At 59.2% G+C, this 12,935-nt stretch carries 15 protein-coding genes; 10 read left to right on the top strand and 5 right to left on the bottom strand.

All coding sequences use genetic code 11. The features are described 5' to 3' along the window. The first annotated feature begins 21 nt into the window (after positions 1-21). Positions 22-1,515, top strand: coding sequence for an MDR family MFS transporter (locus ACMYSK_RS19760; RefSeq protein WP_434637992.1), 1,494 nt, complete (start codon positions 22-24; stop codon positions 1,513-1,515). Here the strand turns inward: ACMYSK_RS19760 and ACMYSK_RS19765 are convergent. Next, positions 1,512-2,426 carry a LysR family transcriptional regulator gene (locus ACMYSK_RS19765; RefSeq protein WP_434637994.1) on the bottom strand — a complete coding sequence of 305 codons (915 nt, stop codon included), beginning with the start codon at positions 2,424-2,426 and terminating at the stop codon, positions 1,512-1,514. The genes ACMYSK_RS19760 and ACMYSK_RS19765 overlap by 4 nt on opposite strands. Before the next feature lie 102 nt (positions 2,427-2,528). Between ACMYSK_RS19765 and ACMYSK_RS19770 the strand changes: the two genes are divergently transcribed. After that, on the top strand, positions 2,529-3,161 hold the full coding sequence (locus ACMYSK_RS19770) for a pyridoxamine 5'-phosphate oxidase family protein (protein ID WP_434637996.1): 633 nt from the start codon (positions 2,529-2,531) through the stop codon (positions 3,159-3,161). Then, complete coding sequence (locus ACMYSK_RS19775) at positions 3,158-3,628, top strand: DUF1348 family protein (RefSeq protein WP_434637998.1); 471 nt, start codon at positions 3,158-3,160, stop codon at positions 3,626-3,628. The genes ACMYSK_RS19770 and ACMYSK_RS19775 overlap by 4 nt, the downstream gene beginning before the upstream one ends. A 17-nt stretch (positions 3,629-3,645) precedes the next feature. On the opposite strand, the gene ACMYSK_RS19780 is transcribed toward ACMYSK_RS19775, so the two are convergent. Continuing rightward, the gene (locus tag ACMYSK_RS19780; RefSeq protein WP_434638000.1) at positions 3,646-4,182 is read right to left on the bottom strand and encodes a carboxymuconolactone decarboxylase family protein; all 537 of its coding nucleotides are present in this window, start codon (positions 4,180-4,182) and stop codon (positions 3,646-3,648) included. Positions 4,183-4,299: 117 nt separating this feature from the next. Here ACMYSK_RS19780 and ACMYSK_RS19785 point away from each other — a divergent pair, with 117 nt between their 5' ends. The 5 genes from ACMYSK_RS19785 to ACMYSK_RS19805 all read left to right on the top strand — a co-directional run bounded on the left by ACMYSK_RS19785 (position 4,300) and on the right by ACMYSK_RS19805 (position 8,931). After that, on the top strand, positions 4,300-5,205 hold the full coding sequence (locus ACMYSK_RS19785; RefSeq protein WP_434638002.1) for an AraC family transcriptional regulator: 906 nt from the start codon (positions 4,300-4,302) through the stop codon (positions 5,203-5,205). Between the two features lie 113 nt (positions 5,206-5,318). After that, the gene (locus ACMYSK_RS19790) at positions 5,319-6,092 is read left to right on the top strand and encodes an isocitrate lyase/PEP mutase family protein (protein ID WP_434638004.1); all 774 of its coding nucleotides are present in this window, start codon (positions 5,319-5,321) and stop codon (positions 6,090-6,092) included. Continuing rightward, positions 6,079-7,125, top strand: coding sequence for a bifunctional transcriptional activator/DNA repair enzyme AdaA (locus ACMYSK_RS19795; protein WP_434638006.1), 1,047 nt, complete (start codon positions 6,079-6,081; stop codon positions 7,123-7,125). Before ACMYSK_RS19790 ends, ACMYSK_RS19795 begins: the two co-directional genes overlap by 14 nt. A gap of 111 nt (positions 7,126-7,236) precedes the next feature. Continuing rightward, positions 7,237-8,046, top strand: coding sequence for a lipoprotein NlpA (nlpA, locus tag ACMYSK_RS19800; RefSeq protein ID WP_434644240.1), 810 nt, complete (start codon positions 7,237-7,239; stop codon positions 8,044-8,046). A 24-nt stretch (positions 8,047-8,070) separates the two neighbouring features. Next, complete coding sequence (locus ACMYSK_RS19805; RefSeq protein WP_434638008.1) at positions 8,071-8,931, top strand: DMT family transporter; 861 nt, start codon at positions 8,071-8,073, stop codon at positions 8,929-8,931. Here the strand turns inward: ACMYSK_RS19805 and ACMYSK_RS19810 are convergent. Then, positions 8,928-9,476: an NUDIX domain-containing protein gene (locus ACMYSK_RS19810; RefSeq protein ID WP_434638010.1), complete on the bottom strand. Its 549-nt coding sequence runs from the start codon at positions 9,474-9,476 to the stop codon at positions 8,928-8,930. The two genes, ACMYSK_RS19805 and ACMYSK_RS19810, sit on opposite strands and share 4 nt — an antisense overlap. Before the next feature lie 168 nt (positions 9,477-9,644). Between ACMYSK_RS19810 and ACMYSK_RS19815 the strand changes: the two genes are divergently transcribed. Both ACMYSK_RS19815 and ACMYSK_RS19820 read left to right on the top strand, forming a co-directional pair. Then, on the top strand, positions 9,645-10,424 hold the full coding sequence (locus tag ACMYSK_RS19815) for an MBL fold metallo-hydrolase (RefSeq protein WP_434638012.1): 780 nt from the start codon (positions 9,645-9,647) through the stop codon (positions 10,422-10,424). Between the two features lie 25 nt (positions 10,425-10,449). Further along, entirely contained in the window at positions 10,450-11,403 is a 954-nt protein-coding gene (locus tag ACMYSK_RS19820; protein WP_434638014.1) for a GlxA family transcriptional regulator, read from the top strand. Here ACMYSK_RS19820 and ACMYSK_RS19825 read toward each other — a convergent pair. Both ACMYSK_RS19825 and ACMYSK_RS19830 read right to left on the bottom strand, forming a co-directional pair. Beyond that, positions 11,400-12,449, bottom strand: a complete 1,050-nt coding sequence (locus ACMYSK_RS19825; RefSeq protein ID WP_434638016.1) for an NAD(P)-dependent alcohol dehydrogenase — start codon at positions 12,447-12,449, stop codon at positions 11,400-11,402. The genes ACMYSK_RS19820 and ACMYSK_RS19825 overlap by 4 nt on opposite strands. A gap of 185 nt (positions 12,450-12,634) precedes the next feature. Then, positions 12,635-12,934, bottom strand: coding sequence for a putative quinol monooxygenase (locus ACMYSK_RS19830; protein ID WP_434638018.1), 300 nt, complete (start codon positions 12,932-12,934; stop codon positions 12,635-12,637). Position 12,935: the final 1 nt, after the last annotated feature.

A 12,935-nucleotide genomic window follows, 5' to 3' on the forward strand; every position in this document is an offset into this window, starting at 1 on the left:
TAATTTCAAGCGAGTGATGTGATGACGTCTCAAGTCGCGACCCAACCGGCACCGTCGATCCGTCTGCTGTTTAGTGCGCTGTTGCTGGTTATGCTGTTGTCGGCCCTGGATCAAACCATTGTGTCGACGGCGCTACCCACTATTGTTGGCGAACTGGGCGGGCTGGATAAGCTCTCCTGGGTGGTGACCGCCTATATTCTTAGCTCGACGATTGTCGTCCCGCTGTACGGAAAATTTGGCGATCTGTTCGGCCGTAAAATCGTACTCCAGGTCGCGATAGTGCTGTTTCTGGTCGGCTCCGCGCTGTGCGGCGTTGCACAGAATATGACTCAGCTGGTGCTGATGCGCGCGCTGCAGGGGCTGGGCGGCGGTGGTTTGATGGTTATCAGTATGGCGGCAGTGGCCGATGTGATCCCTCCGGCCAACCGCGGCCGCTATCAAGGGCTCTTCGGTGGCGTATTCGGGCTGGCGACGGTCATTGGGCCGCTAATCGGCGGCTTTCTGGTGCAGCATGCCTCATGGCGCTGGATCTTCTATATCAACCTGCCGCTGGGGTTGTTTGCGCTGCTGGTGATCGGTGCGGTATTCCACAGCAGTAACAAACGTAGCCAGCACCAGGTTGACTGGCTGGGGGCGGTTTACCTGACGATGGCGCTGCTGTGCATCATTCTTTTCACGTCCGAAGGTGGCAGCGTGCGCGCCTGGAACGACCCGCAGCTCTGGTGCATCCTGGCCTTTGGCGTGGTGGGGATAATCGGCTTTATTTATGAAGAGCGGATTGCCGCCGAGCCGATTATTCCTCTCTCTTTGTTCCGCAACCGCAGTTTTCTGCTGTGCAGCCTGATTGGCTTTGTCATCGGGATGTCATTGTTTGGGTCGGTCACCTTCCTGCCGCTCTACCTGCAGGTGGTGAAGGCGGCGACGCCAACCGAAGCCGGGCTACAGCTGATTCCGCTGATGGGCGGACTGTTGCTGACGTCGATTGTCAGTGGGCGCATTATCAGCCGTACCGGTCGGTATCGCATGTTCCCGATTCTCGGCACGCTGTTAGGCGTGGTGGGGATGGTACTGCTGACGCGCATCACCATTCACTCGCCGATGTGGCAGCTGTATCTGTTCACCGGCGTGCTGGGTATGGGCCTGGGGCTGGTGATGCAGGTGCTGGTGCTGGCGGTACAAAACGCTATGCCGGCACAGATGTACGGCGTGGCAACGTCCGGTGTGACGCTGTTTCGCTCCATCGGCGGTTCAATCGGCGTAGCGCTGTTTGGGGCGGTGTTCACTCACGTTCTGCAAAATAACCTGCAGCGTCTGCTGCCGGAAGGGGCGGAGTTGCCGCGGGCGCTGAATCCGGCGGCGGTACAGAACCTGCCGGCGGAGATTCGCCTCGATTATCTCGATGCTTTTGGCTCGGCGATTCATGCCGCGTTCCTGATGGCGGCCTGCATCATGGCGGTCGCCTTCCTCCTTTCATGGCTGCTAAAAGAGACACCGCTGAAAAAGGCAACGGACTAGCGGGCAGTCGCGACGCGCGCCAGCGCCTGACGTAGCATCGGTGTGGCGAATTCGAGAAATTTCCGCAGTTTAAGCGGGGCCAGATCGCGAGCGGTATACAGCAGGTGTACCGGCGCCGGCTCTGGTTCCGTCGCTTCCAGCATCAGTTTCAGTTCCCCGCACGCCAGACCATCGATGGCCTGGTAGTGCAGCAGACGCGCCACGCCGACCCCCAACCGGGCGGCGTCGGCGGCGCTTTCCGGAGTGGTCACGCAGAGCACCGGCTGAGGCTCCACGAGCCTGTCTTCCGCCATCGTCGCGTTAAACCGCCAGCCGCGATAGGGCATCGGTGATTCAATGCGGATGGTTGGCAGCGCGCTCAGCTCTCGTGGCCGCTGCGGTAGGCCATGTTTCTCCAGCAGTGCCGGATGCGCGCAGGTGACGATGCGCATCTCACCCAGGCGAATGGCGACCATTCCGCTGTCCGGCAGCGTGCCAATGCGCACCGCGAGGTCGATATGTTCGTCGAGCAGGTCGGCATTGCGATCGCTGAGCAGTAAACGGGCGCGAATTTGCGGGTAGCGGGCAAGAAATTCCGTCACGACGGGTAAAACGTGCCGGCGGCCAAACATCGTGGGTGCTGCGATCGTCAGCTCGCCTTTCGGCTGCTGATATTCTCCCAGCGCCTGGCTTTCAGCTTGTTCCACCTCTTCGAGAATTCGCCGTGCGGCGGCGACATAACCGACCCCGGCATCGGTCAGCGTCAGTTTGCGGGTAGTGCGGAGCAGCAAACGTACGCCAAGCGTGCTTTCCAGCTCGGCAATGTTACGGCTAATGGTGGTTAATGGCGTATTCAACGCCCTTGCTGCCGCCGACATACTGCCCAGCTCGGTGACTTTTACCAGCAGCGCCATGGCGCTCAGGCGATCCATAATTATCCCGTTTATCGGAAAGATGATTATCAATCCAACAGTATTATCATTTACTACGGCAGAGTCCATGATGAGTGCAGGCACACCGTATTCGGAGGGGCTATGCCGGGAGATTTTCTTGATATCGCCATTACGCCTGATGTGATGGACGTTCAGCATGAAATGGGGAGCGACGAGCTGTGGCAGTCGCCGTACCGTCAGCGCAGGGGCGAGCGCTTCGGCGCCAGCGAAGAGGCGATGATCGCCACCCGCGACAGTTTTTATCTGGCAACGCTATCGCAAACCGGCTGGCCCTATATTCAGCATCGCGGCGGACCGCCGGGTTTTCTCCATTTGCTGGATGACGTTACGCTGGCGATGGCCGATTTTGGCGGCAACCGGCAGTACATCACAACCGGCAATCTACGCGGAAGCGACCGTGCCTGCCTGTTTTTGATGGATTACCCGCGCCGTGCCCGGCTAAAAATCTATGCCACTATTGAGGTGCTGGCAAACGATGATGATCCCGGGCTGTTGGCGCAGGTGACGCCGGAAAACTACCGGGCCCGGGTGGAGCGCCTGTTTCGCTTTCACCTTCAGGCCTTTGACTGGAACTGCCCGCAGCATATTACGCCGCGCTACAGCGCCCGGCAGGTGGCGGAGTATAGCCAGACGCTGCAACTACGTATTCAGGAACTGGAGCAGGAAAACCTGCTGCTGCAACAACAGTTAACGCTTAAAGAGGATCGCTCATGACCGAATCACGCCCGCCGCTGCCGCCGTTTACACGTGAAAGCGCGATGCAAAAAGTCCGTGCCGCCGAAGACGGCTGGAACAGTCGCGATGCACAAAAAGTCGCGCTGGCCTATACGGCCGACAGCCAGTGGCGCAACCGCAGTGACTTTGTTCATGGGCGTGCTGAAATTGTTGGCTTCCTGACGCAAAAATGGCACAAGGAGCAGGAGTACCGGCTGATTAAGGAGCTGTGGGCATGGAACGATAACCGCATTGCGGTGCGTTTTGCCTATGAATGGTGTGATGCCGACGGCAGCTGGTTTCGCTCATACGGCAATGAAAACTGGGAATTTGATGAGCATGGCCTGATGCGTACTCGCTATGCCTGCATTAACGATCTGCCGATTGAGGCGCGCGACCGCCTGTTCCACTGGCCCCAGGGCCGTCGCCCTGATGACCATCCGGGGCTGAGCGATCTGGGGCTGTAAACAGGCGGCGTTGCGGGTTAATCCGCTTTCGGGAAGTCGACGACCGTGTCATTCACCCGGTTTACCATATTGGTGAACAGAATAGCGCTCACCGCGCTAATGATCTCAATCACCTGCTGGTCGCGAAAGCCGACGCTGCGCAGTGCGCTGACGTTGGCTTCCGGCAGCGTGCCGCTGGTGCGCACCAGGGTCTGGACAAATTTCACCAGCTCGTCGAGATGGGCATCTTCAGCAAATTCCCCCCGGCGCAGCGCCTGAATTTGCTCGCTGCTGTAACCTGCTTTTTTCGCCATTAAAGTATGCGCTGCCAGGCAGTAATCACAGCCGGTGGCTTCGCTCACGGCCAGATTAATCGCCTCCAGCTCTTTGGCATTCAGGCTGCTTTTATTCAGCATCGCGTTGTGTGCCAGCGCCTGCTGCAATGCTGCCGGTGAATGACCGCCAATTGTCAGATAAGCATTCGGCACTTTGCCCATCGCTTTTTTGATCGCGCCGAAAATTTCTGCGGCTTTGCCTGTTACGTCTTGTTCACGAATATCAGCTAAACGGCTCATGGTGTGCTCCTGTGTATTTGAGGGTATATCGTGGCAATGACGACATCTTAGAGAGTTGGCGCGTGCTAGACTGAGGCCCTTCGTCTCATATTTTTGTCTTATCGTCTCAGGGGTGGCATGGACAGTCTCAGTCATTTGCTGGCGCTGCTGGCGCCGCGCTGTGAAGTGAATCTCCACTGCCGGTTTGGCGGACGCTGGCAGGCAGGCCATGAACAGATGCGCAATGGCGTGGTGCCGTGGCACTTTGTGCTGCGCGGTGAAGGGCGGCTGACGGTTGGCAGGCAAACCCGGCATATGCGGGCGGGGGATGTCATTCTGCTCCCGCACGGCTCCCCGCATCTGATGGAAAGTCTGGTGGAGTGGGGCCAGATCCTGCCCGTTGCCCACCGCTTTAACGGCACATTAACCGAGGTCAGAACCGGCACCGACCACGATGCGCTGGAGATGCTGTGCGGTGAATTTTACTTCGGCCCGCACGTCAGCTGGTTGTTTGCAGAGCAGGCGGACTTGATTCACCTGCATACCGACGAGCGCACGGAGTGCCCGGAGCTGGAGCTGCTGCTTAACGTACTGGTTCGGGAAAGCCTGATGGAACGGCCCGGCGGCGGCGCTATCGTGCGCAGCCTCGGTGACACGCTGCTGGTTTTGCTGCTGCGCACGTTACTTGGCAGCGAAGCGCCGCCGGAAGGGCTGCTGCGACTGATGAGCGATGAGCGGCTAATGCCCGCGGTTTTCGCGGTACTGGAGACGCCGGAGCAGCCCTGGACGCTGGAGAGTATGGCCGCTCGCGCGTTTCTCTCCCGGGCGACCTTCGCCCGTCACTTTGCCCGCGCGTATCATCTCACGCCCCAGGCCTGGCTTTCGCAGCTGCGAATGGCGATGGCTGCGCGACTGCTGCGCGTGGAGCGGCAGACCAACCTTGATGTGATTGCCGGACGCTGTGGGTTCCAGTCGCTGGCATCGTTCTCGAAGGCGTTTAAAAAACTGTATGGCGTGACGCCCGGCGAGTGGCGCCGCCGGTAAGGGGTGCTGCATTGGCAGGGGTGGAAAGCAAAAAATAGTCGTCCGGTTTTCGGTTGTGACGCCCGGCCCACGCGGGCCAGAATCCGCCGTATCACTACCAAACCGGAGGACTTATGGATTTCGCACAACAACATCAACAGGCAACGCCAATGCTGCTGGCTAACGTCTGGGACGTCCCCAGCGCACACGTTGCCGCCGATGCAGGATATACCGCAATCGGCACGTCCAGTGCCGCCATCGCCCACGGGCAGGGCCTGCATGACGGCGAAGCGTTGCCGTTCGCTGACCTGCTGCAACTGGTCACCCGCATCCGTGCGCGGGTGGCGCTTCCGCTGAGCGTGGACATGGAGGCCGGATATGGCGCCAGCGTCGCCACGGTCGTCGAGAACCTGCGCGCGCTGGCGCAAACCGGCGTGGTAGGGGTGAATCTCGAAGACAGCCTGGTTAACGAGGGGGAACGTGTTCTGGTTGATGCGCAGGTCTTTGCCCGGCGCCTGCGGGCGATTAAAGCGGGTCTGGTGCAGGCGGGTATATCGCTGTTTCTGAATATTCGGACCGATGCGTTTTTGCTGAACCGGCCACAGGCGCTGGCAGAGACGCTTGTTCGAGGTCAGCTGTATGCCCAACACGGCGCCGATGGCCTGTTTGTGCCGTGCATCACCGGGGCTGCGGATATTGCGGCGATTGTGGCGGCGGTTGCACTGCCGCTGAACGTGATGGCCATGCCCGCGTTGCCAGAAATTAGCGAGCTTGCAAGCCTTGGGGTGAAGCGGGTATCTATGGGTAATGCGCTACATAGCGCGCAGCAGGAGTATCTGCTTACTCTGCTACGCAGCGTGCGACAGCAGCAATCGTTTAACGGAGTGTTTGGCCATGCAGGTGACTGATAACGGTTTATGCGATACCTGGTACGCCGCGCTGCTGGCACGCGATTCCGGGTATGCGGGTGTTTTTTTCGTGGGTGTGAAAACCACCGGCGTGTTCTGCCTTGCCACCTGTCGGGCCCGCAAGCCAAAGCGGGAGAACGTTGAGTTTTACCACGATTTTAAAGCTGCGCTCAGCGCCGGATTTCGCCCGTGCAAAATTTGCCGGCCAACGGAAAACGCCAGCTCTGCGCCGCCCATGGTGGAGCAGGTGATGCGCCAGCTGCGGGATAACCCAAAAGCGCGGATAAGCGACGACCAGCTGCGCCAGCAGCACATCAGCCCGGAGCGGATACGCCGCTGGTTTACGCACCACTACGGGATGACCTTTCAGGCTTTTCAACGGATGCTGCGGGTGAACACCGCCTTACAGGAACTTAAGGGCGGGCGTCGTGCCACCGATGTTGCCTTTGACAGCGGCTACGACTCGCTGAGTGGTTTTGGCTATACCTGTAAAAAACTCACCGGCCACGCGCCCAGCCAGGCGGCGCAGGTGATTGTGATCCACCGCTTCACCACTCCCATCGGTCCGATGTTTGTCTGCGCCAGCGAGCGCGGCATTTGCCTGCTGGAGTTTGTTGACCGGCGGATGCTGGAGACGGAGTTTCGCGATATCCAGCGTCTGCTGTCGGCCAATATTATCGCCGGAGAGAATGAGCATACGCGGCAGGCAGTGAAGGAGATCGGCGAATATTTTGCCGGCCAGCGGTGCCATTTTTCCCTGATGCTGGATACGCCGGGCAGCGACTTTCAGTTGGCGGTCTGGCAGCAGCTCCAGGCGGTGCCGTACGGCACCACCGAACACTATCAGGGACTGGCGCAGCGGCTGGAGAAAAGCAGCGCGGTGCGGGCTGTCGCCAACGCCAACGGCGCGAATCGGGTGGCGATCGTTATTCCCTGCCATCGTATTATCGGCAAAGATGGCTCCCTGACCGGCTACGGCGGCGGCCTTGCACGCAAAGCGTGGCTGCTGGCGCATGAAGCCAAACACCGGTAGATGATTTTATTTCCGGTTGCTGTTTTTGCAGTTTAAAACCTGACCATAAAGTCGTTATAGTTTCGGTCGAAAAATAATAACGATCTTCTATGGACTGACAGGGTAAAAATGATGAAATTGCGTTTACGGACAGCCGCTGTCGTAGTGCTGGCAGGCCTGCTGCTGGCGGGCTGCGATCAGAAAGGTAGCGATGCGAAACACATTAAAGTCGGCGTCATCAACGGTGCGGAACAGGATGTGGCGGAAGTGGCAAAAAAGGTCGCCAAAGAGAAATATGGCCTGGATGTCGAGCTGGTGGGCTTCAGCGGTTCGCTCCTGCCTAACGAGGCCACTAACGCCGGCGATCTGGATGCTAACGTCTTCCAGCACCGGCCGTTCCTCGAGCAGGATAACAAAGCCCATGGCTATCATCTGGTGGCGGTCGGCAACACCTTCGTGTTCCCGATGGCGGGCTACTCGCGCAAAGTAAAATCGGTGGCTGACCTGAAAGACGGTGCGACCATCGCTATCCCTAACGACCCGACAAACCTTGGCCGCGCGCTGCTGCTGTTGCAGCAGGAGAAGCTGATTACCCTGAAAGCAGGAACCGGGCTGCTGCCGACGGCGGTCGACATAACTGACAACCCGCGTCACCTGAACATTATGGAGCTTGAAGGCGCGCAGCTGCCGCGCGTGCTCGACGACCCGAAAGTCGATGTCGCGATTATCAGCACCACCTATCTTCAGCAAACCGGGCTGTCGCCGGTGCATGACGGGATTTTTATCGAAGATAAAAACTCCCCCTACGTGAATATCATTGTGACCCGCGATGAGAACAAAAACGCGGAAAACGTGAAGGAATTCATGCAGTCCTATCAGTCGCCGGAAGTAGCAAAAGCGGCAGAGACTATCTTTAACGGTGGGGCGGTTCCCGGCTGGTAATCGCCAACACAAGGAGAGGTGAATATGGTCCGGCAGCGTCAGGCGGATTTACTGCTGGTAGCCGCCACGGCTATCGCCGCATGCGGGTGGATATTTTCTCGTGAAGCCATTGCGGGGATGCCGGTTTTCGCCTTCCTCGGGCTGCGCTTCTTTTTTGCGGCACTCCTGCTGCTGCCGTTCTGTCGCGGCTTTCGCGTGGAGAAACGCCACTGGCGACAGATGACCATTGGTGGGCTGTGGTTTGCGCTGAACCTGTGTCTGTGGATTTACTCGGTATCGACCACCGCCTCGTTGGGCGAAGGGGCGTTTATTATGAGCCTGTCGATGCTGTTCGTCCCGCTCACCGCATGGGTGATGATGAAGACGCGTCCGGCCAGGGCTTACTGGGAGTGCCTGCCGGTGGCGATTGTGGGCCTCGGGCTGCTCAGCCTGCATATGCCGATTACGTTCACCCCCAGTCAGGGTTGGTTTCTGCTGACCGCGCTGGTGCAGTCGATCTGGTTTTGCTACACCAGCCGCTGCGCCCGCGAGGTGCCGCTGATCCCGCTGACGACCGTGCAGCTGGCGATGACCGGGATTGTTGGGCTGGGGATCTCCCTCGCCGTCGAAACCTGGGACCAGCCGTTTACGCTGCCCACCTTCGGCTGGCTGCTGGCCAGCATCGTTATTGCCACCAGTCTGCGTTTCGGCCTGCAAATGAAGGGGCAGAAGTACGCGGCGGTGGCGAGCGCTGCGATTATTATGGTGCTGGAACCGCTGCTGACGGTAATTGCCGCCGCACTGTGGTACGGCGAACAGCTACCGTTGCAAAAGATTATCGGCGGGATGCTGATTCTGGCGGCCCAGCTGTGGTTCCGCTGGCGGATGCTTAAACCGCTGCGTTAACCGGCCCGCTGCTGGGCCATCAGATGCAGCAGCGGTACCAGCGACAGCCCGTCTGGCATCTCGCCGCGGGCGATAAGCTGGCTGATTTCCGCGAAGGTAAACCATCCCGTTTCCATCACCTCATCCTGATTCGCATCCATTCCAACATACTCCAGATCGCGGGCAAGCCAGGTGATAAACAGCTGGTCACTGCTGCCGTAGGAGGGGTTGTAGCGGATAATTTCTTCGGCATATTTTGCCCGATAGCCGGTCTCTTCCCGCAGCTCGCGCAGGGCCGCCGCGCGCGGTTCTTCATCTTCATCAATGCCGCCGGACGGAATAGCCCACACGACCTTATCGATCAGATACCGGTAGTGGCGGATCAGCAGCACTTTGTCCTGCTGCATAGCCACAATACCCACCGCCGGGCGCGGGTAGTGGATGGAGTAAAAATCGCGGCGCTCGGCGTCTGTGACGTCGATGGCCACCTTACGCATGCTGAACCACGGGGTTTGCGCAATCACTTCGGCGTCGTGCATATCGGCGACGGTCAGTTTCTTTTTCATCGTAGCCACTTCCTCAGGAAACGAGCGTTCAGCACACCATAGCCTGGGGCCGATGGCAACCGGGGAAAGTTGGCCCAATCCCATCGATCATTGCCCAGATGCCCATATTGCGCCAGGCTTGTGGGACGTACGATGTTCGCCAGATAACCGCGAAGAGGAGTGAACATCATGAAAATGACCCACATTCGTAATGCAACGCAACTGATTGAGTATGCAGGTAAAAAATTTCTGATTGACCCGATGCTGGCGCAGCAGGGTGCCTGGCCGGGATTTGCCGGCACCGCGCGGGCCGGACTGCGTAACCCGCTGGTGGGGCTGCCTGTTTCCGTCGATACGCTGGTGGATGTCGATGCCGCGATCGTCACCCACACCCACGAAGATCACTGGGACGAGGCGGCGATCGCTGCGATCCCGAAAACGCTGCCGGTTTTCGTGCAGCATGAAGCCGATGCCGGGCTGCTGCGTGGGCAGGGGTTCAGCGATATTCGCCTGCTGTCTGAGCACAGCGAGTTTGACGGGGTGACGCTGCAGAAAACCACTTCCGGGCAGCACGGCAGCGATCGCACCTATGCGGTACCGGCCATGGCGGAGCGCCTGGGTGAGGCCTGTGGGGTGGTGTTCCGCCATCCGCAGGAGAAAACGCTGTGGCTGGTGGGGGATACCATCTGGCGCCCGGAGATTGAATCCGACATGCGGCGACTGCACCCTGACGTGGTGGTGCTGAATGCCGGATACGCGCATGTGATCGGTTTTGGCCCGATTATCATGGGCAAAGAGGATGTACTGAAAGCGCATTTCACGCTGCCGGAAGCACACATTGTGGCTATCCATCTCGAAGCGGTTAACCACTGCCTGCTGAGCCGCGAGGAGCTGCGCGAGTATGTGGCTGACAATCAGATTGCCGATGCGGTCAGCATCCCGCAGGATGGGGAAAGTCTTTTCTTTTAACGTATTGCAGGGAACGGAGGGCACCATGAAACTCACCGATGTCGCGATTGTCGCCGTGGATGGCTTTAGCCCTTTCCACTACTCGGTTCCCTGTATGCTGTTTGGCGATAGCGTCTCGGAAACGAAACGCTTTAACCTGCAGATCTGTGCTGAACGGCCGGGATTGTTGACCGCTCGCGATGGCTTTGCGCTCAATGCCAGCGCCGATTTTAAGGCCCTTGAACAGGCCGATATCGTGGTGGTGCCGTTCTGGGGCGCGGTGCATCAGCGCCCGCCGCAGTCGCTGCTGGACAGCCTGGTGCGGGCCAGAGAGCAGGGCGCGGAGATTGTCGGCCTGTGCCTTGGCGCTTTTGTACTGGGCTATGCCGGGCTGCTGGATGGCAAACGAGCCGCCACCCACTGGGAGTTTGAGCAGGCGTTTCAGCAGCTGTTTCCCCAGGTGCAGCTGGATATCAATGCGCTGTATGTGGATGACCAGCGGATCATTACCTCCGCAGGCACGGCGGCGGCGCTCGATTGTTGCCTGTACATTATCGGCCAGCGTTTCGGCAGCCTCGTCGCAAATCAGATTGCCCGGCGCATGATTGTTCCTCCCCATCGCGAAGGTGGCCAGGCGCAGTTTATCGCCCAGCCGGTGCCGAAAAACACCCGCGATACGCGGATTAATGGCCTGCTGGAGTATCTCCAGCAGCATATTGCCGAACCGCACAACCTCGACACGCTGGCGCAGGTGGTGGCAATGAGCCGCCGGACGCTCACCCGCCATTTTACCCAGGCCACCGGTATGAGTATCGCCGACTGGCTGACCGCCGAGCGTCTGCGGCGCAGCCAGGTCCTGCTTGAAGCGGGAGGTATGCCGGTGGAGCAAGTGGCGGAAATGGTGGGCTTCCGTTCCGCCGTGACCTGGCGCCAGCAGTTTAAATCCCGCTTCGGCGTGAGCCCGAGGGAGTGGCGACGAACCTTTCGGCGCGGCCCTTAACCGGCGAGGGTGGCGCTGTCGATCACGAAGCGGTACTTCACGTCCCCTTTGACCATTCTCTCCCAGGCTTCGTTGATCTGATCGCCGCGAATCAGTTCGATATCGGCGACGATGCCGTGTTCAGCGCAGAAGTCTAGCATCTCCTGGGTTTCCGGGATCCCACCAATCATCGAGCCGGCAATCGCGCGGCGGCGGAAAATCAGATTAAACACTTCTGGTGAAGGATGCGGGCTGGCCGGTGCCCCTACTAGGGTCAGGGTCCCATCACGTTTGAGCAACGTGGTGAAGGCATCGAGATTGTGCGGTGCCGCCACGGTGTTGAGGATGAAGTCGAAGCTTTTCACATGTGCGGCCATTTCGTCCTCGTTGCGCGAGACAACCACCTCGTCCGCGCCCAGCGCTTTCGCCGCTTCCCGCTTCGATTCTGAGGTAGTAAAGGCCACCACGTGGGCGCCCATGGCGTGGGCCAACTTTATCCCCATATGTCCCAGCCCGCCGATACCCACGATGCCGACTTTTTTCCCCGGCCCGACGTTCCAGTGGCGTAGCGGGGAGTATGTGGTGATCCCCGCGCAGAGCAGCGGTGCCACGGCGGCGAGTTGCTCTTTCGGATGGCGCACGTGCAGTACGTAGCGTTCGTGCACCACAATCTGCTGAGAATAACCGCCGAGGGTATGTCCGGGGGCGTCTGTGGTCGGGCCGTTGTAGGTGAGGATCATATGATCGCAGTAGTTTTCCAGCCCCGCTTCGCACTCTTCACACTGTTTACAGCTGTCGACCATGCAGCCGACACCGACCAGGTCGCCGACGTTGAACCCCGAGACCTGATTACCGATGGCGGTCACCTGGCCGACAATTTCATGCCCCGGCACGCAAGGATAGAGCGTACCGGCCCATTCGGATCGTGCCTGATGAAGGTCGGAGTGGCAGACGCCGCAGTAATCGATGGCAATCTGCACATCGTGAGGACCAGGATCGCGGCGGGAGATGGCCATCGATTTCAGCGGTTGGGTGGCGGAGTACGTACCAATAGCATTGATCTGCATAGCGAAACCTCTTTCTGAATGAACGAGCTGGATGATTCGGAGGGGATGACCTGCTTTTTGGCGGCAACGGTAAGCGTAGCCTGGTCAGCGCGGGACGTGGGGCGATTAGCTCAGAGTGTTAAAAAGAAAGGGATGAAAAAGATGCAGCCCCCCTGCACGGCCGGGGGGCGAAAGGATTGGGGAGATTACTCAACCGGCGTCAGATAATCCAGGCGCAGAGGCTCGGCCAGCAGGCTATCCATTTGCGCGATAAAGGCCTGGAAGTGCGGCAGGGCGATATGTGCCTCCAGTGCAGACGGGTCACGCCACGATTCGCGCATGTAGAAGGTATCCGGCATATCACGCAGCTGGAACAGGGCGTAATCCAGATTGCCTGGTTCCTGACGGGTTGGCGATAGCAATGCTTTCAGCGCTTGCTGCAACTCGGCCGTTTTTCCCGGTCGGGCTTTCAGAACGGCAATAATAGATACTGCTTCGCTCATCATC

Origin of the sequence: Klebsiella sp. I138, from assembly GCF_051131765.1 — a bacterium.
Classification (GTDB): domain Bacteria; phylum Pseudomonadota; class Gammaproteobacteria; order Enterobacterales; family Enterobacteriaceae; genus Klebsiella.